The organism is Acinetobacter sp. S4397-1, from assembly GCF_024129285.1.
GTDB classification, from domain to species: Bacteria; Pseudomonadota; Gammaproteobacteria; order Pseudomonadales; family Moraxellaceae; genus Acinetobacter; species Acinetobacter lwoffii_C.
The window spans coordinates 1-23,246 of record NZ_JAMXXZ010000031.1 but is presented as its reverse complement, the minus strand read 5'-3'; the positions used below and the strand labels follow the sequence as shown (position 1 = coordinate 23,246).

The 23,246-nt window shown below is 43.9% G+C and carries 24 protein-coding genes; 12 read left to right on the top strand and 12 right to left on the bottom strand.

Features of this window, described 5'->3' with window-relative positions; all coding sequences use genetic code 11:
* Positions 1–110 precede the first annotated feature (110 nt).
* The 4 genes from NI467_RS12410 to NI467_RS12395 form a co-directional block, all read right to left on the bottom strand.
* Positions 111–932, bottom strand: a complete 822-nt coding sequence (locus NI467_RS12410; RefSeq protein WP_151204322.1) for a TatD family hydrolase — start codon at positions 930–932, stop codon at positions 111–113.
* Entirely contained in the window at positions 932–1,921 is a 990-nt protein-coding gene (locus NI467_RS12405) for an RsiV family protein (protein ID WP_174659313.1), read from the bottom strand. The genes NI467_RS12410 and NI467_RS12405 overlap by 1 nt, the downstream gene beginning before the upstream one ends.
* A 67-nt stretch (positions 1,922–1,988) precedes the next feature.
* Positions 1,989–2,813 carry a hypothetical protein gene (locus tag NI467_RS12400; protein WP_151204336.1) on the bottom strand — a complete coding sequence of 275 codons (825 nt, stop codon included), beginning with the start codon at positions 2,811–2,813 and terminating at the stop codon, positions 1,989–1,991.
* Between the two features lie 88 nt (positions 2,814–2,901).
* A complete protein-coding gene (locus NI467_RS12395; protein WP_151204324.1) occupies positions 2,902–4,491 on the bottom strand; it encodes a peptide chain release factor 3 in 1,590 nt (529 codons plus the stop codon).
* 908 nt (positions 4,492–5,399) lie between these two features.
* On the opposite strand from NI467_RS12395, the gene dusA reads away from it, so the two are divergent.
* Entirely contained in the window at positions 5,400–6,422 is a 1,023-nt protein-coding gene (gene dusA, locus NI467_RS12390; protein WP_258170060.1) for a tRNA dihydrouridine(20/20a) synthase DusA, read from the top strand.
* A 45-nt stretch (positions 6,423–6,467) separates the two neighbouring features.
* Here the strand turns inward: dusA and NI467_RS12385 are convergent, their stop codons facing one another.
* Positions 6,468–6,971 (bottom strand): hypothetical protein, encoded by a 504-nt coding sequence (locus NI467_RS12385; RefSeq protein ID WP_174659312.1) that lies wholly within the window; start codon positions 6,969–6,971, stop codon positions 6,468–6,470.
* Between the two features lie 265 nt (positions 6,972–7,236).
* A complete protein-coding gene (gene coaBC / locus NI467_RS12380; protein ID WP_253153229.1) occupies positions 7,237–8,511 on the bottom strand; it encodes a bifunctional phosphopantothenoylcysteine decarboxylase/phosphopantothenate--cysteine ligase CoaBC in 1,275 nt (424 codons plus the stop codon).
* Positions 8,512–8,624: 113 nt separating this feature from the next.
* Between coaBC and radC the strand changes: the two genes are divergently transcribed.
* Positions 8,625–9,326 (top strand): DNA repair protein RadC, encoded by a 702-nt coding sequence (gene radC, locus NI467_RS12375; protein ID WP_253153227.1) that lies wholly within the window; start codon positions 8,625–8,627, stop codon positions 9,324–9,326.
* Between the two features lie 65 nt (positions 9,327–9,391).
* Positions 9,392–10,303: a bestrophin family protein gene (locus NI467_RS12370; RefSeq protein ID WP_151207261.1), complete on the top strand. Its 912-nt coding sequence runs from the start codon at positions 9,392–9,394 to the stop codon at positions 10,301–10,303.
* 72 nt (positions 10,304–10,375) lie between these two features.
* Here NI467_RS12370 and NI467_RS12365 read toward each other — a convergent pair whose 3' ends face one another.
* Positions 10,376–11,227 (bottom strand): PHP domain-containing protein, encoded by an 852-nt coding sequence (locus NI467_RS12365; RefSeq protein WP_151205177.1) that lies wholly within the window; start codon positions 11,225–11,227, stop codon positions 10,376–10,378.
* A gap of 45 nt (positions 11,228–11,272) precedes the next feature.
* Between NI467_RS12365 and NI467_RS12360 the strand changes: the two genes are divergently transcribed.
* The 4 genes from NI467_RS12360 to mnmC are packed head-to-tail and all read left to right on the top strand — an operon-like array spanning position 11,273 to position 14,661.
* Positions 11,273–11,884, top strand: a complete 612-nt coding sequence (locus tag NI467_RS12360) for an inner membrane-spanning protein YciB (RefSeq protein WP_151205176.1) — start codon at positions 11,273–11,275, stop codon at positions 11,882–11,884.
* Between the two features lie 27 nt (positions 11,885–11,911).
* The gene (locus tag NI467_RS12355) at positions 11,912–12,214 is read left to right on the top strand and encodes a YciI family protein (protein WP_151205175.1); all 303 of its coding nucleotides are present in this window, start codon (positions 11,912–11,914) and stop codon (positions 12,212–12,214) included.
* Between the two features lie 5 nt (positions 12,215–12,219).
* Complete coding sequence (locus tag NI467_RS12350; RefSeq protein WP_151205174.1) at positions 12,220–12,723, top strand: hypothetical protein; 504 nt, start codon at positions 12,220–12,222, stop codon at positions 12,721–12,723.
* Between the two features lie 39 nt (positions 12,724–12,762).
* Positions 12,763–14,661 (top strand): FAD-dependent 5-carboxymethylaminomethyl-2-thiouridine(34) oxidoreductase MnmC, encoded by a 1,899-nt coding sequence (gene mnmC, locus NI467_RS12345; RefSeq protein ID WP_253153225.1) that lies wholly within the window; start codon positions 12,763–12,765, stop codon positions 14,659–14,661.
* Between the two features lie 165 nt (positions 14,662–14,826).
* On the opposite strand, the gene NI467_RS12340 is transcribed toward mnmC, so the two are convergent.
* Positions 14,827–15,141: a rhodanese-like domain-containing protein gene (locus tag NI467_RS12340; protein WP_151205172.1), complete on the bottom strand. Its 315-nt coding sequence runs from the start codon at positions 15,139–15,141 to the stop codon at positions 14,827–14,829.
* A gap of 91 nt (positions 15,142–15,232) precedes the next feature.
* On the opposite strand from NI467_RS12340, the gene NI467_RS12335 reads away from it, so the two are divergent.
* Together NI467_RS12335 and NI467_RS12330 are read left to right on the top strand one after the other, a co-directional pair.
* A complete protein-coding gene (locus NI467_RS12335) occupies positions 15,233–15,721 on the top strand; it encodes a YajQ family cyclic di-GMP-binding protein (protein ID WP_151205171.1) in 489 nt (162 codons plus the stop codon).
* A 28-nt stretch (positions 15,722–15,749) separates the two neighbouring features.
* A complete protein-coding gene (locus NI467_RS12330) occupies positions 15,750–16,253 on the top strand; it encodes a DUF4442 domain-containing protein (protein WP_151205170.1) in 504 nt (167 codons plus the stop codon).
* Between the two features lie 57 nt (positions 16,254–16,310).
* Here the strand turns inward: NI467_RS12330 and NI467_RS12325 are convergent, their stop codons facing one another.
* The 3 genes from NI467_RS12325 to NI467_RS12315 form a co-directional block, all read right to left on the bottom strand.
* Positions 16,311–16,679, bottom strand: a complete 369-nt coding sequence (locus NI467_RS12325; RefSeq protein ID WP_218955325.1) for an acyl-CoA thioesterase — start codon at positions 16,677–16,679, stop codon at positions 16,311–16,313.
* A gap of 74 nt (positions 16,680–16,753) precedes the next feature.
* On the bottom strand, positions 16,754–17,185 hold the full coding sequence (trxC, locus tag NI467_RS12320; RefSeq protein WP_253153223.1) for a thioredoxin TrxC: 432 nt from the start codon (positions 17,183–17,185) through the stop codon (positions 16,754–16,756).
* Entirely contained in the window at positions 17,186–18,082 is an 897-nt protein-coding gene (locus NI467_RS12315) for an alpha/beta hydrolase (RefSeq protein WP_253153221.1), read from the bottom strand.
* Between the two features lie 124 nt (positions 18,083–18,206).
* On the opposite strand from NI467_RS12315, the gene NI467_RS12310 reads away from it, so the two are divergent.
* Together NI467_RS12310 and NI467_RS12305 are read left to right on the top strand one after the other, a co-directional pair.
* Complete coding sequence (locus tag NI467_RS12310) at positions 18,207–18,542, top strand: TIGR01244 family sulfur transferase (protein ID WP_253153219.1); 336 nt, start codon at positions 18,207–18,209, stop codon at positions 18,540–18,542.
* Positions 18,535–18,957, top strand: a complete 423-nt coding sequence (locus NI467_RS12305; protein WP_253153217.1) for a beta-lactamase hydrolase domain-containing protein — start codon at positions 18,535–18,537, stop codon at positions 18,955–18,957. Before NI467_RS12310 ends, NI467_RS12305 begins: the two co-directional genes overlap by 8 nt.
* Positions 18,958–19,108: 151 nt before the next feature.
* Here NI467_RS12305 and NI467_RS12300 read toward each other — a convergent pair whose 3' ends face one another.
* On the bottom strand, positions 19,109–21,112 hold the full coding sequence (locus NI467_RS12300) for an Ig-like domain-containing protein (RefSeq protein ID WP_151205164.1): 2,004 nt from the start codon (positions 21,110–21,112) through the stop codon (positions 19,109–19,111).
* A 152-nt stretch (positions 21,113–21,264) separates the two neighbouring features.
* On the opposite strand from NI467_RS12300, the gene NI467_RS12295 reads away from it, so the two are divergent.
* Complete coding sequence (locus NI467_RS12295) at positions 21,265–22,644, top strand: dihydrolipoyl dehydrogenase (protein WP_253153215.1); 1,380 nt, start codon at positions 21,265–21,267, stop codon at positions 22,642–22,644.
* The last annotated feature ends 602 nt before the right edge of the window (positions 22,645–23,246 follow it).

Below are 23,246 nucleotides of genomic sequence, written 5' to 3'. Positions count from 1 at the left end.
TAATTTAGAAGCATAATGCCAAGTCTCTGGCATTTTAGAAATTGCATAATGCATCTTTTTTTAGACCTGATGAAAGGAAGTCAAATTTCCGGCTGGTTCAAACCCTTACACTAGAGCGCTAAATGCAAGGCTTGATGGCTATTTTTCCACAGCTGTTCAGCCAGCTGCTCTTGATCCATAGCTAAGCTTTGCGCCAGTCCTTGCAGTACATAAGGTAAATTGGCCGGGGTATTGCGGGTTCGATGCTGCGTAGAAATTTGACAGCATAAGGGTGTCATATCGGGACAGTCGGTTTCCAAAACAAGGTGTTCAGGACCAATTTCCTGAACTACGGCATGGAGTTTTTTAGCATTGGGATTGGTAATCTGCCCGGTCACCCCAATTTTAAACCCCAGTTTAATAAAGGCCTTGGCTTCCTCTATGCCGCCACTAAAAGCATGGGCAATACCGCCCAAACGGAATTGCTGCCGTTTTAAGATCGCCAGAGTTTCTGCATGGGACTTTCGGATATGCAGTAATACCGGCTTGTCAAACTGCTGCGCCAATTCAAGTTGCGCTACAAAAAAATGCTGCTGCTTCTGAAAAATTGCGTCCTGCTTGTGCTGCTTTAAAAAGGTATCGAGGCCAATTTCTCCAATTGCTACACAATCTTCAGTGCTGAGCAACGCTTCTAAATCTGCCAAATGTGAACTTTGATGCTGCTCAATATAAAATGGATGCAGCCCAGGAGCCAGATAACTCCGCGGCGCATCCCGCAATTGATTGAGAAAGCGCTGGCTGTGCAGCAAGTCCTGAAATCTGGACTGGACAAAGCCGATCAAAATTAACCGCTCTACCCCCATCGCTTTGGCGGCATAGGCCAACTGTTCCCGATCCGAATCAAAGTCGGGAACATCAAAATGGGTATGGGTATCAAACAGCGAATAAGACATTAAGACTGGGCTTTACTGTCACGGGCCGCACTGGCCGCTTGCTCATTTTCGACTTCAGCCTGTGGTAAATAGGCTGTTTTCAAGACCGTTTGTAATTGATCATAAGGAATGGTTAAGCGCGGCAATCCCACCACATACGGACCAATTTCGTATTCTCCATATTGCAGAATCAAACCTTGAGTCGATAAATAGAAATTATCCGATAACTTAAATTTCCATGCCTGTTCATATTCCTCAACATTGCTGGCCAGTTCAGAATCAATGACCCACTGTTTAAAGGCTTCGTGGGCTTTCTTTTCCAGAGCAGCCTTTTGATTAGGCGCTAAAATATCCTGCAATTCGACAATTTTTTTCTTTTCCAGATCAAAGTTATAGTAGCGCTGCGAAGAGGAACCGTGCGCCCCGCCCAAATAACTGCTGGAATTTAACACCACGGTTGCCAAAGGCTGATTGGCATTCAGAATTTTCGGTTTAATCATCAGGCTAATTTGATGACTGGAACCTAAGTCTTTCAGTTCCTTATCTAAAGATAAAAATGTTTCTACATACGGAGTAACCTGTTTTTCCAGTTGCTGTTTTGGAGTTTCAATGGCAACCGAGGCGGCCGGCTCATCTGCCTGAACTGGACTGGAGGCTGCTGACTCTTCCGCACTTACTGCCGGCGGATTGGTCTTCAACGACTTGGCGGAAATATCCAGAGTCTGATCCAGACGTTTTAAAATTTGCTGATCAATAAATTCATCAATAAAAGGCTGGTTACTGGAAAGACGCTCGATGTTCATTTCAGGGCAATTATTCCCCTCACATTCTGGTAGATTTAAAGTTAATTTTTCTACATCCCCAGCCAGTTTTAATACCTCAGCCTGAGCCATAGTCTGTGATTGAGTTACTTTATCCTCTTGAGGTTCAGTATTTTTAGGCTGGCATGCTGTTAGTGCCATTGCTGCTGCAAGAAGACTGAGGCTAAAGATGGTTTTATTTTTAAGCATAATGCGACCTATAACTTAAACTGGTTAAATGAACTTCGACTCAATATCGGTATTTTACGACGTCTGATTAAAACATATGCTGATAAGCCTCAGCTTTCAATATCTGTTGCGTTTGTTCTTTGCTTAAATAAATATCCAGCTGATTGCCATCTTGTACAGTTTCATGGGTACGATAATGCAAACCTATACCCTCTTGATCAAAGAACCAGTCTGCCTGTCCCCAATACAATTTTTTGGGTGCCTGCTGTTTGACTTCAGCCTTTTGCTCTTGTAACCACTTTTGATACGCTTGTTGCACAATGTCATTCATAGCCACTTGCTGTTTGGGTTCAAGAATATCCAGCACAGTGACCGTTTTCTGTTTTTTACGATCTGCCACAAAGAAGTAATAACGTTCTTTAATGCTCACGCCTTCCTGTTTTGTATCTACTCCCAACTGCATCAGGACATATTGATTACGCTGATAGGCAATTCGGGTATACATCGACAACTCATAGGCTTTATTACTGGAAAATTCAGCCTGCCAAGCATCCGATTTTTTTACATAGGCATTGATAGCCTGCTGTAAGCTCATATCCTGTTTAAGCCCAATCTGGTCCTGAATCACCTTCGCCTGACTTTTGGCAATCCATTGATTTAACCAGGCATCTTCGGTATGGACGGTTTGAATAGCCAGATTAATACAATGCTGGGTTTCGCAAAAAGGCAAAGCGATGTTTGCGTCTTGCTCCTGAATGTTTAAGTACGGTAAAACCTCAGCTTTTTCGGTCGCAGCAGCCGATTTTGCAAACTGTTCGTGCGAATCGGATTGTTGTTTTTTAGTATCACAGGCACTCAGTATCAGACCAATCGTAATGATTGATGCAGCCCCTATTTTCCCCTGTATGCCCATCACTCTTTCTTCTCAAATAGCTCATTTATCTTAATGATTCTACATAATAAAACAGCTTCATAAAGAAGCTGTTTTATTTTTACTGCGTTTAATGTTCACGTGTCGCCTTGAACTGAATATCCGGATAACGCTCTTGCATCAACTGCAAGTTCACCCGACTAGGTGCCAGATAAGTTAAATGTCCACCGCCATCGAGGGACAATTGATCATGGGCTTTTTTCTTGAATTCATTGAATTTCTTTTCATCATCGCAAGAAACCCAACGTACGGTATTAATATTTACCGGCTCATACACACAGTCCACCTTATATTCTTCTTTCAGACGATAAGCTACTACATCAAACTGCAAGACACCGACTGCGCCCACAATCAAATCATTATTGATTTGTGGCATAAACACCTGAGTTGCCCCTTCTTCGGAAAGCTCTTTTAGACCTTTTTGCAGCTGCTTCGACTTCAAAGGATCTTTTAAACGCACACGACGGAACATTTCAGGTGCGAAATGTGGAATACCGGTGAAGCGTAAATTTTCACCTGAAGTAAAGGTATCGCCGATCTGAATAGTTCCATGGTTGTGTAAACCAATGATATCCCCAGGCCATGCCTCTTCCAGCTGTTCACGCTCCCCGGCCAAGAAGGTCAATGCATCACTGATCCGTACATCTTTACCCAGACGGACGTGATTCATTTTCAAGCCTTTTTCATAGCGTCCTGAACAGATCCGCATGAAGGCAATACGGTCACGGTGTTTCGGGTCCATATTGGCCTGAATTTTAAATACAAATCCACTAAAGCCTTCTTCAGTCGCTTCTACAACTCGCTCATGGGTAGGATGGGCCTTAGGTGGCGGTGCCCATTGAATAAAAGTATTCAATACATGGTCTACCGCGAAATTACCCAATGCTGTACCAAAAAGCACGGGGGTTTGTCGGCCAGCCAAAAACTCCTCATGGTCTAATGGATCATTGGCCATTTGCACCAGCTCCAAGGACTCTTCAAAGGCCGCAAAGGCAAGCTTACCCACTTTTTCACGCAAATCGGCATGGTCATAACCATCACGGATTTCAATATCGGTAATGGTCGAGCCAAAACCGGCCTTGTAAACATAAAATTTATCTTCAAGGATGTTATACACCCCGGCAAAATCACGCCCTGTGCCCATTGGCCAGGTAATCGGCACACAGCGAATTTTCAGGACGCTTTCAATTTCATCCAGTAACTCTAAGGGTTCACGGATTTCACGGTCCATTTTGTTGACGAACGAAATGATTGGCGTGTCGCGCATACGACACACTTCCATCAATTTAATGGTTCGTTCTTCGACTCCTTTTGCCCCATCAATTACCATCAATGCCGAGTCAACTGCCGTTAAGGTACGATAGGTATCTTCCGAGAAATCTTCGTGTCCCGGTGTATCCAGCAGATTAATTACATGATTTTTATAAGGGAACTGCATCACAGAAGTGGTAATGGAAATACCGCGTTCTTTTTCCATTTCCATCCAGTCAGACGTTGCACCGCGATCTGACTTACGGCTTTTTACCATCCCGGCAACTTGAATCGCCTTACCCCATAACAGCAGCTTTTCCGTCATGGTGGTTTTACCCGCATCGGGGTGGGAAATAATCGCGAAGGTTCTGCGGGCCGCGACTTCTTTAGCGAGTTGATCTTTAAACATAGGGAATCTTCAATATGTACACAGTTTTGCACACACTTATAATGCGTGCCCAGACCGTGAAGTAATAACTTAAAATTGGCGTAATTATATATGAATGCTTAACCCGCATCCATGACTCAAACCAAGTTGAGTGAAATAGACATTTATTCAGGCGCATAAACTTTGGAGATAAGACGTTTAGGCTCTATTTAAAGTCGCTAAGATTCGTAAATTAAAGTAGAAAATGATGCAGGATTTTATCTACTGAATTTCCATCATCTTGAGATATTTTTTATATAGTCTTCTGATCTATGAGTTCTCACTAAAATTCAGTGATCCCGCTTGATCAAGCTAAAAGCCCCCTTACCAATCGCTTCAAAAAAGCTAAAGGAACGCCCTGCCTCAGCACAACGCTCCTTTTAGATAATTAACTGCAAATAGTGTCGAGTTTGAACATTAACCGCTAATAATCTGGCTATGAATTAAATTGTGTAAATCTGATGCAGACTTACTGTCAAGGATTAACAAATCTGCCCAATCAGGTACTATGCCGCCATTTACAGTAGCATCATCAGGATCGATTTTTAGCACCGCCTTGCCATTTTCATCACCGTCAGTTTTACTGTATTCAGCAAGATTGGATTAATCCGCAAATCAAGTATTGAAGAAATCAGCGTCACCTTCAACTTGATCATTGGCTGCATCATCAGCCACCCCATTAGCCAGCCTGCGCGATGGCGCTAATTAGCCGAATCCTCCGGCTTTCCTGGCTGCTGTTTTGTGCTGTAATGGATTCTCTTATTTACATCATGAACTATTTTTTGATTATGGTGTAAAATTCACTGGGAATGCGACTGACCCATTCATCAATATAGCTTTACACAGATTTGTGCGAGTTGCGAAAGATAGATTAAAGGCATGATGTTTAAATGACGATTCACTCCAATATTGAAAACACTCCATCTCCACGAATCAGTGTAGCCCCGATGATGGATTGGACCACCAAAGATTACCGTTTCTTTGCGCGTCTGTTTAATCCAAATGTCATTCTATACACAGAAATGGTCACTACAGGTGCCATCATTCATGGAGATAGCAAACGCCATCTGGATTTTAATCAGGAAGAACATCCGATCATATTACAACTGGGTGGCTCTAACCCTAAAGATTTGGCCACCTGTACCAAAATGGCACAGGATTGGGGCTATAACGAAGTCAACCTGAATGTCGGCTGCCCAAGTGACCGGGTACAGAATAATAAAATTGGTGCTTGTTTAATGGCAGAGCCTGATCTGGTGGCTGAATGTATTGATGCAATGCGTAATGCTGTTGAGATGCCCGTGAGTGTCAAACACCGCATTGGTATTGATCATATGCAGTCTTATGAAGAAATGCTGCATTTTGTTGATACCGTGGCGAAAACTGGTTGTAACAACTTTATTGTGCATGCACGGATTGCTTTGTTACAAGGACTTTCTCCCAAAGAAAACCGCGAAGTGCCTCCGCTGCGTTATGAAGATGTCTACCGTCTGAAGCAGGACCGTCCGAACCTCACCATCGAAATCAATGGCGGCATTAAAACCTACGCCGAAACACTTGAACACCTCAAGCATGTGGATGGGGTCATGATTGGCCGCGAAGCCTACCATAATCCTTATCTGCTGGCTGAACTTGGCCAATTGTGGAATCTGGAAGCGCCAGATCGTTTTGACATCATGCAAGAGATGTTGCCTTATATTGCCCGGCGTATGGCTGAAGGCGCACCTTTATCGATTATTAGCCGTCATATTCTAGGCTTGTTCCAGAACTTGCCAGGTGCACGTAAATGGCGTCAGGCATTAAGCGGCGGCAATGCCAAAACCCTCAAAGATGTAGAAACGGCGCTGGTGAATATTCAGGAAGCAATGCAGCGTACTGAACACTATGTACGAGCGCATCAGGTCGAAGCCTAAAAATACAAAGCACCGACCCCCGGTGCTTTTTTAGCATCCAGCAAACTATTGGCTATAAGCGGTGATATTGCCTACCGGAATCGGCTCTACATTATCAGAGGCCGAATGTAATACCGGTTCTACCGCCGGATAAGAGTTTGCCACCGATTCAAGAGTAGTCGCTTCATTAACAGGCTCTAGGGACGCCGCGAGCTGTGCCAGTTCCTGATCCAGTTGCTGACGATATTTTTCAATCTCAATCTCATCAATAAAAGTAAAAGCATCTTTTTCAATGGACCAGTTGTAGCCTCCACCAGCCTTGGCAATCTGCACCTCGATCGGATACTCATGCCCCTGATAGCTCAACTGTGAAATGGCCTGAAAGCCATTGCCGGTACGCTGGACAATTTTCACCTGCAGCACTTTTAAATGATAATCCTGATAATCGGGATTGGCATTAAATTCACGCTGCATTTGTCCCTGAATATTTCGGGCCAGTTCCTCAGTCGATATAAAATAGCTGCATCCTGCCAGACAGGCGATCATAAATCCCATCATGATTTTTTTCATATCGCCCTCTTTGTGATTCCTTCCAACTGCATTTTATCTGTGTCACACTTTTTATCTTCAGATTATTCTGTGATCTATTCTATACTTTTGCTGCGCCACGGATATATCCATCCTTGGTCTATAACCTCAAGTTATAGTTAATCTATTTAACTTAAATTACGCCATTTTTAAAGTTAAACCTATGCTAAAAATTTACATAAAAAATCCCTGATCAACTCAGGGATGTTTAGCAGACGAAGTGTTAATCGATCCTATGAATATGCTATTAAAAATCTTCTTCTACAGCAGGATTATGATGTAAGGCAGTATGAATCGCCTCTACCAGCTGTTGTGCGATTTCCTGTTTGGAAGCTTTGTCCAGATCACGCTTGTCCAGATGATAGTGCTCGGCAAAAAACACGGTCATGGCATTTTCATCTGAAGCAAAACCGATATCTGCGCGTGAAACATCATTACAGGCAATCATATCCAGCTTTTTCGCAACCAGTTTCCCCGCGGCATATTCTTCAATATTACGGGTTTCTGCGGCAAAACCGACCATAAATGGGCGCTTTTCCTGCTGGGCAATCGTAGCCACAATATCCGGGTTTTTCACCAGTGCGACATTCAGCTCATCACCGGCTTTTTTGATTTTATGCTCAGCCACCTGCGCAACACGATAATCAGCCACTGCTGCAGTCGCAATAAAAATATCACAGCCCTGCTCTAGCATCTGCATACTCTCATTCAGCATTTGCACCGCAGAGGAAACATTTTTACGTTTAACCCCATTCGGTGTATCCAGGCTGACAGGACCTGCGATCAAGGTCACGTTTGCTCCTGCTGCATAACAGGCTGCGGCCAGTGCAAAGCCCATTTTTCCGGTACTGTGGTTAGAAATATAACGTACCGGATCAATCGCTTCACGTGTCGGGCCAGCAGTAATCGTGACCTGTTTACCGGCCAGCATGCCAAATTTTTCTGCAATTGTACGCTGGGCCTTGTGAAAGTATTCGGTGACCTGTCGAGCCAGCTCTTCCGGTTCCGGCATACGGCCAAGGCCGACATCCCCACAGGCCTGTGAGCCTGCATCCGGCATGATCACATGCACGCCATCCTCAATCAACGTCGCCAGATTACGCTGCGTCGCTTTGGCGGCCCACATCTGCTGGTTCATGGCAGGCGCCACCCAAACAGGGGCATTCGTTGCCAGATATAAGGTACTCAACAGGTCATCAGCCAGACCTGCAGCGAATTTTGCCAGAGTGTCGCAACTGGCCGGTGCAACCAGTAACAGGTCAGCCCAGCGGGCCAGCTCGATATGCCCCATGCCGGCTTCTGCTTCAGGATCCAGCAGTTCAGTATGCACAGGATTGCCCGACAACGCCTGAAAAGTTAAAGGTGTAATAAAAGCTTGTGCCCCCCGGGTCATGACAACCCGCACATTAAAACCGGCATCTTTCAGACGGCGAACCAGAATGGCACTTTTATAGGCAGCAATACCGCCAGTGACTGCTAAAATGATATTTTTATGAGAAATTACACTTAGATCAAAGCTCACGAACAGCTTTCCTTTCTGTTGCAGTGGGGCTCACAATAGCATTAAATAATCACATTCCCAAGAGATGCGCTTGGGGGAAAACCAATAATTCATAATAAATAAGTCTAATCATCATGCAATTTTCTATAAAAAACTGGCCAGAACAGGAACGGCCACGCGAACGTTTAATTCAATATGGGGCAGAAAGTTTATCCGATGCTGAACTGCTGGCTATTTTTCTCCGTTCAGGTTCACAGCAGCATTCAGCGGTCGAACTGGCACGTGTATTGATTCAGCATTTCGGGCATTTAACCGCCCTGCTGGATGCCCCTTTACAGGAGGTCAGCCAGTTTCATGGAATAGGTATCAGCAAATACACCCAACTAATAGCGGTCAAGGAATTGGGACGGCGTTATATTGCTGAGCATCTTAAACAGGATGCACTCGAACTCAGCAACTCCAAACGGCTAAGAGATTATTTACGTTTTGAATTGCTGAGAGAAAGCCAGGAGGTATTTGCCGTGCTGTGTCTGGATGCCGGCTTGAGAAAAATCAGTTTTAAAAAACTGTTTTATGGCTCCATTAATGCATGTGATATTTCCATTAATCAACTGCTACGCTATGCCATTACCCAGCAGGCAACCTCAATTGTTATTGCTCATAATCATCCCTTGGGCAGAGCCTATCCGTCTCAGGCAGATCTCGACTTAACCCGACAGATTCAGCAGGCCTGTCAACTGGTTGACATTCATTTGATTGATCATTGTATTATTGCACTCGAGGGCTGTTTCTCCTTTGCTGAGCAGCACCTCATCAAACCTGAAAGAACACCCTGAATAGCACTTGACAAAGCAGGCACAAGTTCCGAAGATCATGAAAAAAACTGTGATGATTCCAATAAATGATCGTACGTGACCAGCCCAGCCTGTTTAAACTGCTATTTTCCTGGCGGGGGACAATTTTACCGAAGGTTCTGCCCCCTTTAGGTGTGGTCATGCTGATCTCGGCCATTGTCGGCGGATTGGCGCATATTGGTTATCTTAATTTTCCAGAATTACCGCTGAGCGGCTTTACCGTGATCGGGGTCGTGCTCTCTATTTTTCTTGGTTTCAAAAACTCGGCCTGTTATGACCGCTGGTGGGAAGCACGCAAACTCTGGGGCATTCTGATTGCCAACGCTCGGCACTTTGACCGCGACTGCCGAATGCTGTCGCAAGGCCGCCGTGAAAGGGTGATTCAGCATGTGATTGTTTTTGCCAATGTCCTGCGAGATCGCCTGCGCCACCAAACAGCGAACCCGACCGAACTGGTTGAAACCAGTGGCATGAGCCAGCAGGCCATTACCCAGCTGTATCAGCAAGCCAATGCCCCGCAGTATACGCTGAGCCTGATTCAATGGGAGCTGATGCAGGCACTCAAAGAAGGTGAAATTTCTGACGTGATTTATATGCAGATGAATGATCATGTGGCCGAGCTTAGTATTGTACAAACCGGCTGTGACCGGATTGCAACGACACCTTTGCCTTTTGCCTATTCGGTTCTGCTCAACCGTACCGTCTATTTTTTCTGTTTTATTTTACCCTTTAGTCTGGGTTCAACCCTCGGCTTGCTGACCCCCTTGCTGGTGGGAATTCTGGCTTATACCTTTTTAGGTCTGGATGCCTTAAGTTCAGAAATTGAGGAGCCTTTTGGCACACAGAGTAATGACCTGCCCTTGGACTCTATGGTGCGTACGATTGAAATTGAACTGCTAGGAACTTTGGGTAAACCGACGCCACCACCAATTAAAGCTCAAGATCATAATTTGCTTTAATGTCTTTCCTGGTGTTTTCTCTACTCTTGCACCCTCTCTGACTCGCGGAACAGCTAGAAATTGAGGCAATAACTAAACAAAACTCTCCCAGATCCCGACCTGCCCTGGTTTTAAACTCGGCACATTCCCCAGTTTAATCCAGGGCATATGGTCACCGTGAAAATCACTACCTATTGATACTTTGAGCCCATGCTCTGCAATCATTCGGTCTACCATCTGCCGGGTTGAAGCTGGGTCAATTGCGGGCGGTAGCTCTACGGCATCACCACCAAACTTGGCAAAGATTTCGATCAGGTAACGGATATTGGTCGCAGATAAATCATATTTGGTCGGATGTGCCAGCACCGCAAAACCGCCGCTTTCATGAATCACCTGAATGGTGTCTTCAAGATTCAGGCCATCAAATTTGACATAGGCTTTTTTGCCTTCCTTGATATATTTATCAAAGGCCTGTTGCGGGCGGGTCACAATCCCCTTCTCTACCAGCGTTTTGGCAATATGTGTCCGTGTTACCCGATCCGGAACTTGGTCCACTTTGGCAAGCACATCTGCATAAATATCCTGACCAATTAAAGGAATCAGCAGATCGCAAATCTGTTTAGAGCGTTCAGCCCGGATTTTCTTTTGTTGATTGAGCGCTTTTTGTAAAGGGGCCAGATCCTGCATGTTTAACCCAACAATATGCACACCATAATTTTTCTTGGTTGCAGGACGTGACCACTGGCTGGAGATTTCAACTCCAGAAACAATCTTAATCTCATGATTTTTAGCGGCTTCTTGAGCCAGCGTCAAACCATCTATGGTGTCATGATCGGTCAGGGCCAAAGTATGGATGAAATTGCCCGCCGCAGCGTCAACCAATTGCTGTGGACTAAAAGTCCCATCAGAAATATTACTATGTGTATGTAAATCTACGCCGTGCATCTCTATACTATAGACATTTATTTGATCAGATTTAGATACTCTAACATGAAAGCACTTTTAGACTTTGTGCCACTCATTATTTTCTTTTATTTATATAAAACTGTAGATCCAAAAGACACTGACCATCAACTGCTACAACTGATCGGTTCTGCTGGAGGTGTCGACAATAATAATATTCTTGTTGCGACCACAGGCCTGATCATCTCTATGCTGGTCGTCTACGGTGCCTTATTCGTCATGCAGAAATTCCGTCTGGACAAGCAGCAATGGATTGTACTGTTTATGACGGTAATTTTTGGTGGCATTACCCTGATCCTGAGCGATGATTTCTATATCCGGCTAAAAGCCGTTTTGCTGAATCTGGTCTTTGCCGGGGTGTTTTTCTTGTCGCCATGGTTTAGCAAAGATAAAAAGCCATTAATCCAGCGCCTGTTTGGTCCTGTCTTCAATTTAACCGATAAAGGCTGGGTCAAACTCAACTATGCCTGGGTAGGGATGTTTGTCTTGATGTCATTTTTGCATACCTTTTTCGCCTACTTATGGATGGATGGAAAATATTGGGGCGAATTTACCGCATTTGGTGACATGATCGTGATGTTTTCCTTTATCATTATTCAGTTTATTGTATTGCGTAAATACTTTAAAACCGCTGAATAAGTCCAACTACAAACCAAGAGAGCCAGCATGCCGTTATTTGTTGTGAGCTGCACCGATCAAGAAGGTACAGTTGAAAAACGCCTCGCAATTCGTCCCCAGCACCTTGCCCGTTTACAAAAACTCGATGACGAAGGCCGTCTGATTGTGGCAGGTGCCATGCCTAAAGACCCGGCCAATCCTCAAGCGGGCTTTTATGGCAGTACCATTATTGTCGACTTCGATAATCGTGAAGCACTGGATGCCTGGTTACAGGATGAGCCTTTCCTGAAAGAAGGGGTCTACGCACACATTGACGTCAAGCCATTTAATAAAGCATTTCCTCAAGGATAAGGTTCATGCGTGTTGTTACTGCCAGTATGCTTGGCCTATATTTTATGATTGCTCCGGTGTGGGCGGTTGAGGTTTTACCTGCACCCGCCATTCAGGACCATCAGACAGTAGCAGCGCCAGAGACAGCGGTCCAAACCCAGTCCACTGCAAAGCCTGTAATTCTCCCGGCTGTAGCCACTTCTGCCCAGACCAGTCCAGCCGCTGAAAATAGGCCTTTAACTGCAGAGGAAATTGCCCGCAATAAGGTTCAGCAAGAAGCCAGGGTCAAAGCCTTGGTCAAAGATCAGGCCACCCGTTTACAACAGCTGGAAGAAGCCAATCTTGAAGCCTTGGCCCAGAATCAGGAATTACAGTTAAAGAACGATAATCTTGGTGTTCAGGTTCAGGTCTTACAAAGCGAACGTAGTGCCCAGATGTTCCTGTATGGTGCTGCAACGCTGGCTGTCGGCGTACTACTGGGCTTCCTGATTGCCAGCTATGTTTATACCAAACGTCGCCGGCAATGGTAAGCTACCACTCTCTTTGACATAGTAAAGGTTGTGCCCGTTTTGTCTCATGCAATTCAAACCGCCGATCTGGATTGGCAACTGGTCGATGGCATTGATGTGCCTGTCTCCAAGCAGTTTGGTGATGTGTATTTTTCTAAAGATAATGGCTTATTAGAAACGCGGCATGTGTTTTTAAATGGCAATGACCTCACCACTCGCCTGACAGAACTCAAAGCTTTTGAATATTTTTGTGTAGGCGAAACAGGATTTGGTACAGGTCTCAATATTCTGGCACTGTGGCAGCTCTGGCAACAGCTTCGACCTGATAATCAGAGTCATCTGCATGCCATTTCAGTCGAGAAATTCCCTCTGTCCAAACCGGATCTGATCCGGGCTTTACATGTCTGGCCTGAACTCAAACCACTGGCGGATCAACTAATTGCCCAATATCCGATGCCTCTGGCGGGCTGTCATCGCCTGAGCTTTCCTGAGGAGCGGTTTAGTCTGGATCTTTGGCTGGGAGATGCACATGAAGTCTTTCCTGTCATCGAAAAAACCGCGCCGGTAAATGCCTGGTTTCTGGATGGTTTTGCGCCCTCCTGCAATCCGGATATGTGGGAAGAAAACGTTTTAAAGCATATTGTGCGCCTATCAGAGACAGGAACCACCTTTGCATCTTTTAGTGTGGCAGGCGTATTAAAGCGCGGCTTAAAAAATCACGGTATTTCTATTTCCCGTCCCCGCGGCTTTGGCCATAAACGTGAAATGCTAAAAGCCATCTGGAAACCTGCTGAAAAGAATGACAGTCCGTCAGAGTCGGATATTGCTCAAAAAAAAACTGAATCAAAACCTGAGTTAAATACCCAGCCCCGCCAGATTGCCGTAATTGGCGCCGGAATTGCAGGCTTGAGTGCGGCATGGGCATTCGCTCAGCGCGGTCATCAAGTCTCAATTTACGACCAGTCAGCGCCACTTGCAGGAGGATCAGGCAATCCTCTGGCCTTACTAAACCCCAAACTCGGTCCAATTGAACAAAGCAGCGCACACCTGATGACGCTGGCATGGCAATATGCCCTCAATCATTATCAGAGCTTTAAAGCTTTTCGCCCGATTCAGGTCAGCCAGCTGGCTTTGAAAAAGCCTGAGCAACTGCTCAGTTTGGCAGATGAATATCCAGCAGGCATTCTGGCCCTGCAAGCGGTGGAATCTCAAGAGCTACACAGCGAATATCCTAGTTTAAAACTTCTGGCAGCTGGTGCTGTTTCGCCGCACCAGCTACAGGAGGAAATTCTGCAACATCCTAATATTCATTATGCACAGGCCAAAATCAGCCGCATTGAAACAGCCACCAAAACTCAGCTGTTTACAGATCAGCAGTTCCTCGGGGAGTTTGATCATGTAATTGTCTGTACGGCGCGAGAAAGCCAGCAGTTCTTCACAGATTATCCGGTACTCAAACCGATTCGAGGCCAAGTCAGCTGGGTAAATAACCAGAACCAGCCCTTAAACCTAAAAACCGCCTATAGTTATGGCGGCTACTGTATGCAGCTGAATCATGAACAACTGCTGCTTGGAGCTTCTTTTCATCCAAATCGCGAAGACACAGACGTACTGACAGAAGATCATGTGCATAACTATAAACTTATCCACAGTGTCTTCCCCGAATATGCCCAATCACTGCCAGCCGCTGAGACCTGGCAAGGCCGTGCCTCGGTACGGGCACAAAGTCAGGATTATTTTCCGCTACTGGGTCAAATGCATACCGGAGAAGAAATTTACAGTTTCGCGGGACTGGGTTCCAAGGGTTTTCTGTTTGCGCCATTATGCAGTGAAATTCTGGCAGCCCAGATCCTCGGAGAGGCGTGTCCTGCTCCGTCTGATCTCGTCAAAAAACTCAGCGTGACGCGTTTTCAGAAAAAAGTGAAAGCTAAAAAACCATATTTCAAGCCGCAAATATAGAATCCTGTTTTAAAGGGCTCTCCCCTCCCCTATGGGAGAGGGCTAGAGTGAGGATCTTATTTTATTGTGAAGATATTTCACCTCTCCCTGCTCCTTTCTAAAAGGAGACGGAAAATATTACCCCCATTAAAAAAGCGCCTGACGGCGCTTTTTTGACAAAGTCAATCATGCACTCTGTTCTAAGGGCATACCTGCTTCACGAGCAGCACGGGTTCCCCCCATCAGAATGACATATTCACGTGAATTGTCGAAAGCTTCTAACTTCTCAGCTGCACGTGGTGCTTTGCTTCCACCGCCACATAAAATATAAATTGGTTGATCCGCCGACACCTGAGTCAGGCTGTCTGCTGAAAGATCGTTAATGGGCTGATTCACTGCCCCTTTCACGTGTGCTTCAGCATAAGCACTTGCATCGCGTACATCCCAGATTACGGCATTTTCTGGGAACTCAAATGTTGTAATTTCTTGTTTACGGATCATTGCGCACTCCTTTGATATAAACAACACTTGGCAAATGAAGAAAACATCCCTAGCATCTCAGATATTCTTTCCATTTGTAAAGGTCTAAACCATGCCTTCTTTCGATATTGTTTCAGAATTAGAAATTTTTGAAGTAAATCATGCAGTTCAAAACACTCAAAAAGAAATCGGAACACGTTTTGATTTCCGTGGACAGGAGGTTTCAATTGAACTGAATGAAAAAAACAAGGAAATCAAAATTATCACTGAGAGTGATTTCCAATGTGAGCAAGTGTATACCATGCTGGAAAACCACTTCTATAAGCGTAAAGTCGACATTCAGGCGCTTGATCCGCAAAAAATGACAGCTTCTGGTAAAAATGTGATTCAGGTCATCAAGCTTAAAGATGGTCTTGACTCTGATACTGCGAAAAAAATTAATAAAGCCATTAAAGAAAGTGGCATTAAAGTGCAATCTTCAATTCAGGGTGACAAGATTCGTGTGACCGACAAGAAACGCGATACCTTGCAACAATTGATGGCATTCCTGAAGGAACAGCAATTCGGTTTGCCTTTACAGTTCAACAACTTTAAGGATTAAGACAGCGTCCTGTCTGGCTGAGGAAATTATGGCACATCGCAATCGACTGACGAAACTGGTTCAAGCCACATCAAGACTACCTCAAGGTATTCGAACCACCTTACTGAGTAAAACTTTTGGCCGGATGGTGCCCATGGTGGGGTCGGCCAAAATCCGCTATCAGCACATCAGTGCGTCCAAGGTGGTCGTGAGCATCGCCAATCATAAAGCCATGCAGAACCATATTGGTCAGCTCCATGCCTGTGCCATGGCCTTGCTGGCAGAAACTGCAACTGGTTTTGTCACGGCGATGAACGTTCCGGATAGTGCCATCGTGCTCATCAAAAGCCTAAAAGTGGATTATAAGCGGCCCAGCAAAGGCGCCATGACCGCAGTGGCTACCCTAACTGCTGAACAGCAGCAATTGATGCAAAATTCAGACAGAGGGGAAACGCTGGTTCGGGTCATCATCACCGATGAGTCTGGTGAGGAACCGATTCAATGTGAAATGCTTTGGGCCTGGGTGGCCAAGAGCCAGCTGAAGAAAGCCTGATTTCATCGTAAACCAAAAAAATCCCAGACAATGGGCTGGGATTTTTTTACTTTCTATTCAGTTCTGTCGAGATTCTAAAAACTTCTGTTTTGCTTCTTCCGGAATCAGGCGTTTATTGCCTTTGACATCCACTGCGACAAAGGTAAATACCCCTTCTGTCACCCGTACAGGTGGACGCGAATCATCGTGACTATCCCATACCTCAATTTCCATCTGGATAGAGGTATTACCCACCTTTAAAATCTGGGTATAACAGCTAATCACATCACCCACTTTTACTGGAACCAAGAAGGTCATCTGGTTGATTGAAATAGTAGCACAACGACCTTTACTAAAACGCTCGGCATGAATCGCACCGGCTAAGTCCATTTGTGAAACAATCCAGCCACCAAATACATCTCCGCTCCAGTTGGTATCCGCAGGCATTGCAATGGTCTGCAGGGAAAGAATTCCCTCTGGTTTAATATGAGAATCTGACACTTGAACTCCAGGCTTGTGAATTAGGATGAGGCATTTAACTGCTGATCAAGCCATTTTTGTAGCTCGCTTGAGCGTAATGCACCGCTTATTCTAGCAATTTCATCCGTTTTATTCATCAACACCAGCGTCGGAATACTCCGCACATTAAATGCAGCACTTAAACGTGGGTTGGCTTCGGTATCGATTTTGGCAAACACAACATTAGGATATTGCTGGGCAACATTGGCAAAATGCGGTGCCATCATTTTGCAAGGACCACACCAGTCTGCCCATAAGTCAATCAGAATCGGCAGGTCACTATGGGTGACAAACAGACTGAAATTCTGTTCATTCAGTTCAATCGGGGCCAAGGGAACCAGCGCCTGATGACATTGACCACAGGCAGGATTCTCCGTCAGCTTCTCTTCAGGCACACGGTTTTTGGCCTGACATTCTGAGCATACAATGATCATCTAACGCACTCCAATATGTTGATGTAAGAATTCTAATTGGGTCGAAATCGCTTTTTCAAACCATTCTCCATGATAAATATCAAAATGTCGCATATTCCACTCATGATATTGTACAAAAGGAGCAATATTGGTCGCTGTTTCCCTACTGGACTCAATCGGTATCAGACTATCTTGCTGAGCCGCAATAAAAAGCGCAGGCACCGCGATCTTACGCACATCCAGAATAGGACGATAACGGATTAGCTTAAAGAACGCCCGTGCCGGAATATAGCCACTCCAATAATAATCCGGATTTACAATGGAGAGATAGCCCTCATAACTGTCCGGGGTCGGTAGAAAACACAGTCCCTGCCGGTCAACCACGGGTAAAGTTCTGGGTGCCATGCCGACCTTTGCTCCCATATAATCCTGACTGGAAATTTTCAGGGCTTTGGGCATTTGCTGTAAGGGATAAAGTTTGGCACTTTCGGCTCCATCCACAAAAGGTACCTGGACCATCACCGCCTGAATATTTTTTAACTCTGCTGCAAGGGTTAATACATGCCCGCCACTTAGCGCAGTTCCCCACAACACAATACGTTTGGCATCAATAGATTTACGTGTGTGTAAATGGTTAATCATCGTATGCCAATCATCAAGTTGAGCCCGGATTGATACCAGCTCACGTGGACGACCCGTACTTCCTCCCCAATAGCGATAATCAAAGAGTACCACCGCATAACCGGCTTTGGCAAAACGCTGTGCGTATTGGATCAGTTTAAAGTGGCGTAAAGCCGCCAGACCGTGAGCCATGAGGATGACAGCGGGCTTGTCGATCTGTTGAGGACGATAGAAATCTGCAGCAATCACTTCCTGACCGCTTTTGACATACAGTGGTTCGACTGTATAAGCGTACATACGCGCTCCATTGCGTTATTTTATAGTTGTAATCGTTTATAAAGTTTTCAGAACTAGACATCATATTTTCAGCTTAATGCTATCATAAAGCATATCAAGATAAATGCGATAATGGAGTGACATCATGAGCGAAAATGTAGGCTTTGCAGGTCAAATTGGTCCTGAACATATTGATCAGGTGGCGGAAAAAGGTTTTAAATCGATTATTAACAATCGTCCAGACATGGAAGGCGGTCCTGAACAGCCCTCCAGTGTCCAGATTGAGGAAGCAGCGCGTAAGGCGGGTCTGGATTATGTATTTCAGCCTGTGGTCGCGGGCCAGATAAGCGAACTTGATGTACGCACTTTTGCCAATCATTATAATGAGTTGCCAAAACCGATCTTGATGTTCTGCCGTACAGGTAATCGTTCTAATAATTTATATCAACTGGCAAAACAGATGGACTTGCTGGATGACTAAGTCCTTCTGGTACAAAGCTTTACTGCTGATGAGTTTGAGCTGCGCTTCTTTAAGTTTTGCAGCCAGTGACTTAAGTCGCGCTTTGAACTCAAATGTCAGCATAACAGGTCAGATGACATCGGCTAAGTTTGAACAGTTATTAAAAGATGGTTTTAAATCGGTGATTGTTAATCTTCCCGATCAGGAGCCAGGAAATAAGGTAAGTGTGAGCCAGTTACGTTCAATTGCGGAAAGGTCTCAGGTAAGCGTGATCTACCAGCCTGTAGTAAGTGGACAGATTTCCCAGGCCAATATTGAAGAGTTTGCCCGCTATTATAATGAGCTGCCGAAACCGATTTTAATGGTGTGCCGTAGTGGTACACGTTCGGCAGTACTCTTTAATCAGGCAAAATTTCAGGGGTTAATTCATGAATAAGTTATTGCTGATTGTATGCCTCAGTTTGACGTTTGTCGGCTGTAGTTCGATGAACCTGAAGCCCACTGTAGGAGTCAGTGTGGGAACTTCGATTTAATTTTTAAATCTAATTCCCCATAAAAAACAGCGCCGAAGCGCTGTTTTTTTATTTTTAACGAATTATATATTCTTGTTTCGTGATTTGCCCTGTAGGAGCTGTCACAGTAAGAACCAAACTATCCCCTGAGTCACATTCTTTTAAACGATAAGAATAATTCACTTGTGAACTTGAAGCGAAGGTTGAAGGTGTTAACAGATTAAATACCGATGGTACTGTTGCATTACCACTCCACAGCTCAACTGAACAAGACTTTTGATTGTCTTTCGTATTATCTTCTGCCTGAACTGCAACTGTCGTGCCTGTAGGCATCGGAACTGACCGTGCACTATTACCAAATAACTTAAAATTAAAGTTTGATTTGGTATCTGTTACAGTTAAGTCTGCGATGGTTGGAATATCATTACTAAATGAGAATACAAGTTGTTGGCGAATGACAGCTGACAATTCAGTGCTACATGTACCTGAGATATTTGGCTGAATAAATGTACTTGCCGCACATGTATTCCCGACAGCACCACGCTTATAAAGAAACTCACCTCGCGCAGCTTCAAAAATTGTATTTTCATTATCATCACGGAAGAAGTCACCAATGTTACTCGTTAACTCATCTACACCAGCCGTATATACGTTATCTGAATCTTTATCAATATAGGACTTATCGCCTTCAACATAAGCTAATACTGTTACACGGTTATCCGCAGGGCGTGGATTTTGAGTTTGTAAAACAACACTACATTCACCATCAACTGTTGAACAGTTTGGCTCGATGCTACCGCCTTCAGTAACAAAACTCACGACTGTTCCATCAGGAACTTTATTCCCGACACGATCACGCAAACGAGCTACGACGGTCGCTTTATCGCCATCAATATCCCATTGCAATGCATTCTTAGTAACTGACAGACTTAAACCATTCTGGGTAACACGTCCAGTTGCAACTGAAACATCCTTGGTTAATGCTGTGACGCTAGGATCGCTAACTAAAGTCGCTTTCAATTCCACAGGACCTGGTAGACTGCCTGGGAATATATCTATAACAATTTTACCGTCATCATTTGATTTAATAACTTTTTTTACTTTGTTATGTAATGTAATGAAACTCAAATCACGTGGTGCATAAATTAATTCTACCAAAACATCCTGGTTTTTAGCAGGTAAGTTATTTGAATACACGGTGAATTCAACTTTACCCGATGCACTTGAACCACTATTTGCAGCACCTAATTTTACTTCACCCGAACTATATACGAGTGAATTAGCTTTAATCGGATTAATCGTAATATTTTGTGTTGTTGTGGTTGCCCCATTATTCGCAGAAATCGTAATCACTTGCGTACCCGAACACAACTGACCACTTGTTGAAACTCCAGTATATGTCGTTTCAACTAAACCTTGATTTGAACTCACTGTACTATTAGTGAATGTCCCACAATCTGCTTTAAAACTTACTTGAACATTGTTTTGTGCAATATCCGTTAAACTATCAACAGTGCTTAAACTGATTTTAACAGAGCCGCCCGCATCAATACTTAAATGATCAAATGTTAAATTTTCAAATTTGGTTTTAATAGCTTCTACAGAAACATAGGTATCATTCGTATTTGCTGTATTTTCATTCAGCTCTGCATTGGCAGAAATTTTAAAAATACCTGTTTTTGTTTCATCTGTTGGCTTAATACCAATCTTTGCAATACCTTCAGCATTCGATAGAACTGTGGCATTAGAGGTTTCAAATGTAATATTTTCACCTGTAAACGTTACAAGTGCCCCACTGACTGGCCGGCCATTTTGGTCAGTTACTTTTACGCCTGCACTGGCACCAAGGAGCGTTAATACTGTAGTTGCTTGATTATTACTATCTACTAACTCAACATTGGTAATATTCAATTTAGCTACAACCGGTGCTTCTATCCCATTATCAGTATTTGATCCATTACCATTATTTGACCCACTTCCATCATTATAATACCCATCACTACCACCACCGCCACAACCGGCCAATATTAGTGCAAAAGTAAGAGCAGATAATTTAATACCTAATTGTTTATTAATCATTCAAATTCCCCAAGACCCTCTATTATAGGGTTTGCTATCAATCTTTATTTAATTTCGTGTTATGTAATCATAATTATGGTTTTATGTAAATAAAGGTAAGCTAAATGTTTTGTATGCTAGCTTATCAATAATGATTTTAGTAAGAGTAACAAATGTACGATCTCATTATCATTGGCGCTGGAACTGCCGGAATTTCAGCCTATAAAGAAGCCATAAAATATACTCAAAATATCCTGATCATCAATGATGGCCCATGGGACACCACTTGTGCCCGTGTCGGATGTATGCCAAGTAAAGTTCTGATTTTATCTGCCAACCGCATGCATGAAATGCAACAACATGAAGGTTTAGGATTAACTGCACAAGTTAAAATAGACACCTCCCAAGTGATGCCGTATGTACAGCAATTACGAGACCGCTTTACCCGTGCAACCTTAAAAGATGTCGACTCATGGAAAACTGAACATAAGATTTCAGGCCGCGCCGAATTCATTGATGCCCATACGGTTCAAGTCAACAATCAATCTTATCAGGCAAAAAGCTTTATTCTCGCTGTAGGAACAACGCCAAGCATCGATCAAGAATTAAAAGAAAAACTGGACAAGCGGCTTATCACGACAGATGAGGTCTTTGAACTGGGAAAACTGCCAAAATCCTTAGCCGTGATTGGCAGCGGTGTCATTGCCGTCGAGCTTGCTCAAGCTATGCACCGTTTAGGGGTAAACACCCATATTTTTGCACGCAGCCGAAGAATTGGTGCACTCAGCAGCCCTGCTTTGCAAAAGCTCGCACAGGAGGAGCTAAGCAAAGAGTTAAACCTACATTTTGAAACTTTGCCAAGTGATTATCAAAACACTGAAAATGGGGTTGAACTAAGCTATATGGAAAATGGTAGAAATCAAACCTTAATAGTGGACTGTGTAATGGCGGCAACAGGTCGTAAAACACTTCTGAACACATTAAAACTTGAAAATATTCATCCCGATTTTAAAGACTTAAAAAACTTGCCTGTAGACAGTAAAACCAAGCAATTGTCTGATTTACCGATTTATATTGTCGGCGATGCATACACTTCCACCCCCATTCAGCATGAAGCGGCTCATGAAGGCAAACATGCTGCTAAACACTGCCTAAGGGCAAATCCTGATCAAGAGGTCAAAACATTAACGCCTTTAGGTATTGTTTTCTGTTCACCTGAAATGGCGATGCTGGGACAAAATTATAAACAGTTAAAAGATCGCAACATTGAGTTTGTGGCAGGATCTATTGACTTTAGAAAACAGGGACGCGCCATTATAAACGCAAAAAATCAGGGAGCTGCCGAGATTTATGTTGATAAAAGCTCGCGTAAAATACTCGGTGCAGAATTGTTTTGCCATGAAGCTGAACATTTAGCACATTTACTGGCGTGGATGGTAGATGAAGCGCTTACTGTTGATGATTTACTAGATAAGCCTTATTACCATCCAACGATTGTTGAAGGCCTGCGGACTGCTCTAAAGCATGCCCGAAGGCAGCTAGATTCACAATAATAGTTCAGCTATTTTAATTCAACACACGCACTAAACATTTTGTATGTGCAATCAAACGATCCAACCAGCGCTATGCTGCAAGTAACTCCAAATTACCTGCAGCACTAAGTTACTTCAAAGATGCATGCTGTATAAATTGCTCTCGCACAGGTACTCTCAACTCATTAGAGTAATCTTTTAAATTGCTCAAACCCACACAAAAAACCAAAATTCAATTTAATTTCAATTATTTATAATTATCAACATAGTAGTCTAGAATACTTAAATAGTCTAAAGCCACTTGATGGATAGCTGAGTCCGAATCATTAAAGCATAGTTGATCACGATCACTTCGCCACCTACTGATGTAGACCATTTCTTTTCACATGCGCTAATATTGATATTAATCTCATTTTTTAATGCGTTTTAAAGATTCTCAAACATATTGTATCTTGTCAATTCAGCAGCGGTTTGCACCGATGCCATTACAATTAGTTCACTTGATTAGCATATTCTCCTTCTTATTTTTTTCTTTTATAAAAAAGAAATCCCCCTGCTTTTTAGCAGGGGGATTTTGAATAATGAGCTGGCGATGACTTACTCTCACATGGGTAACCCCACAC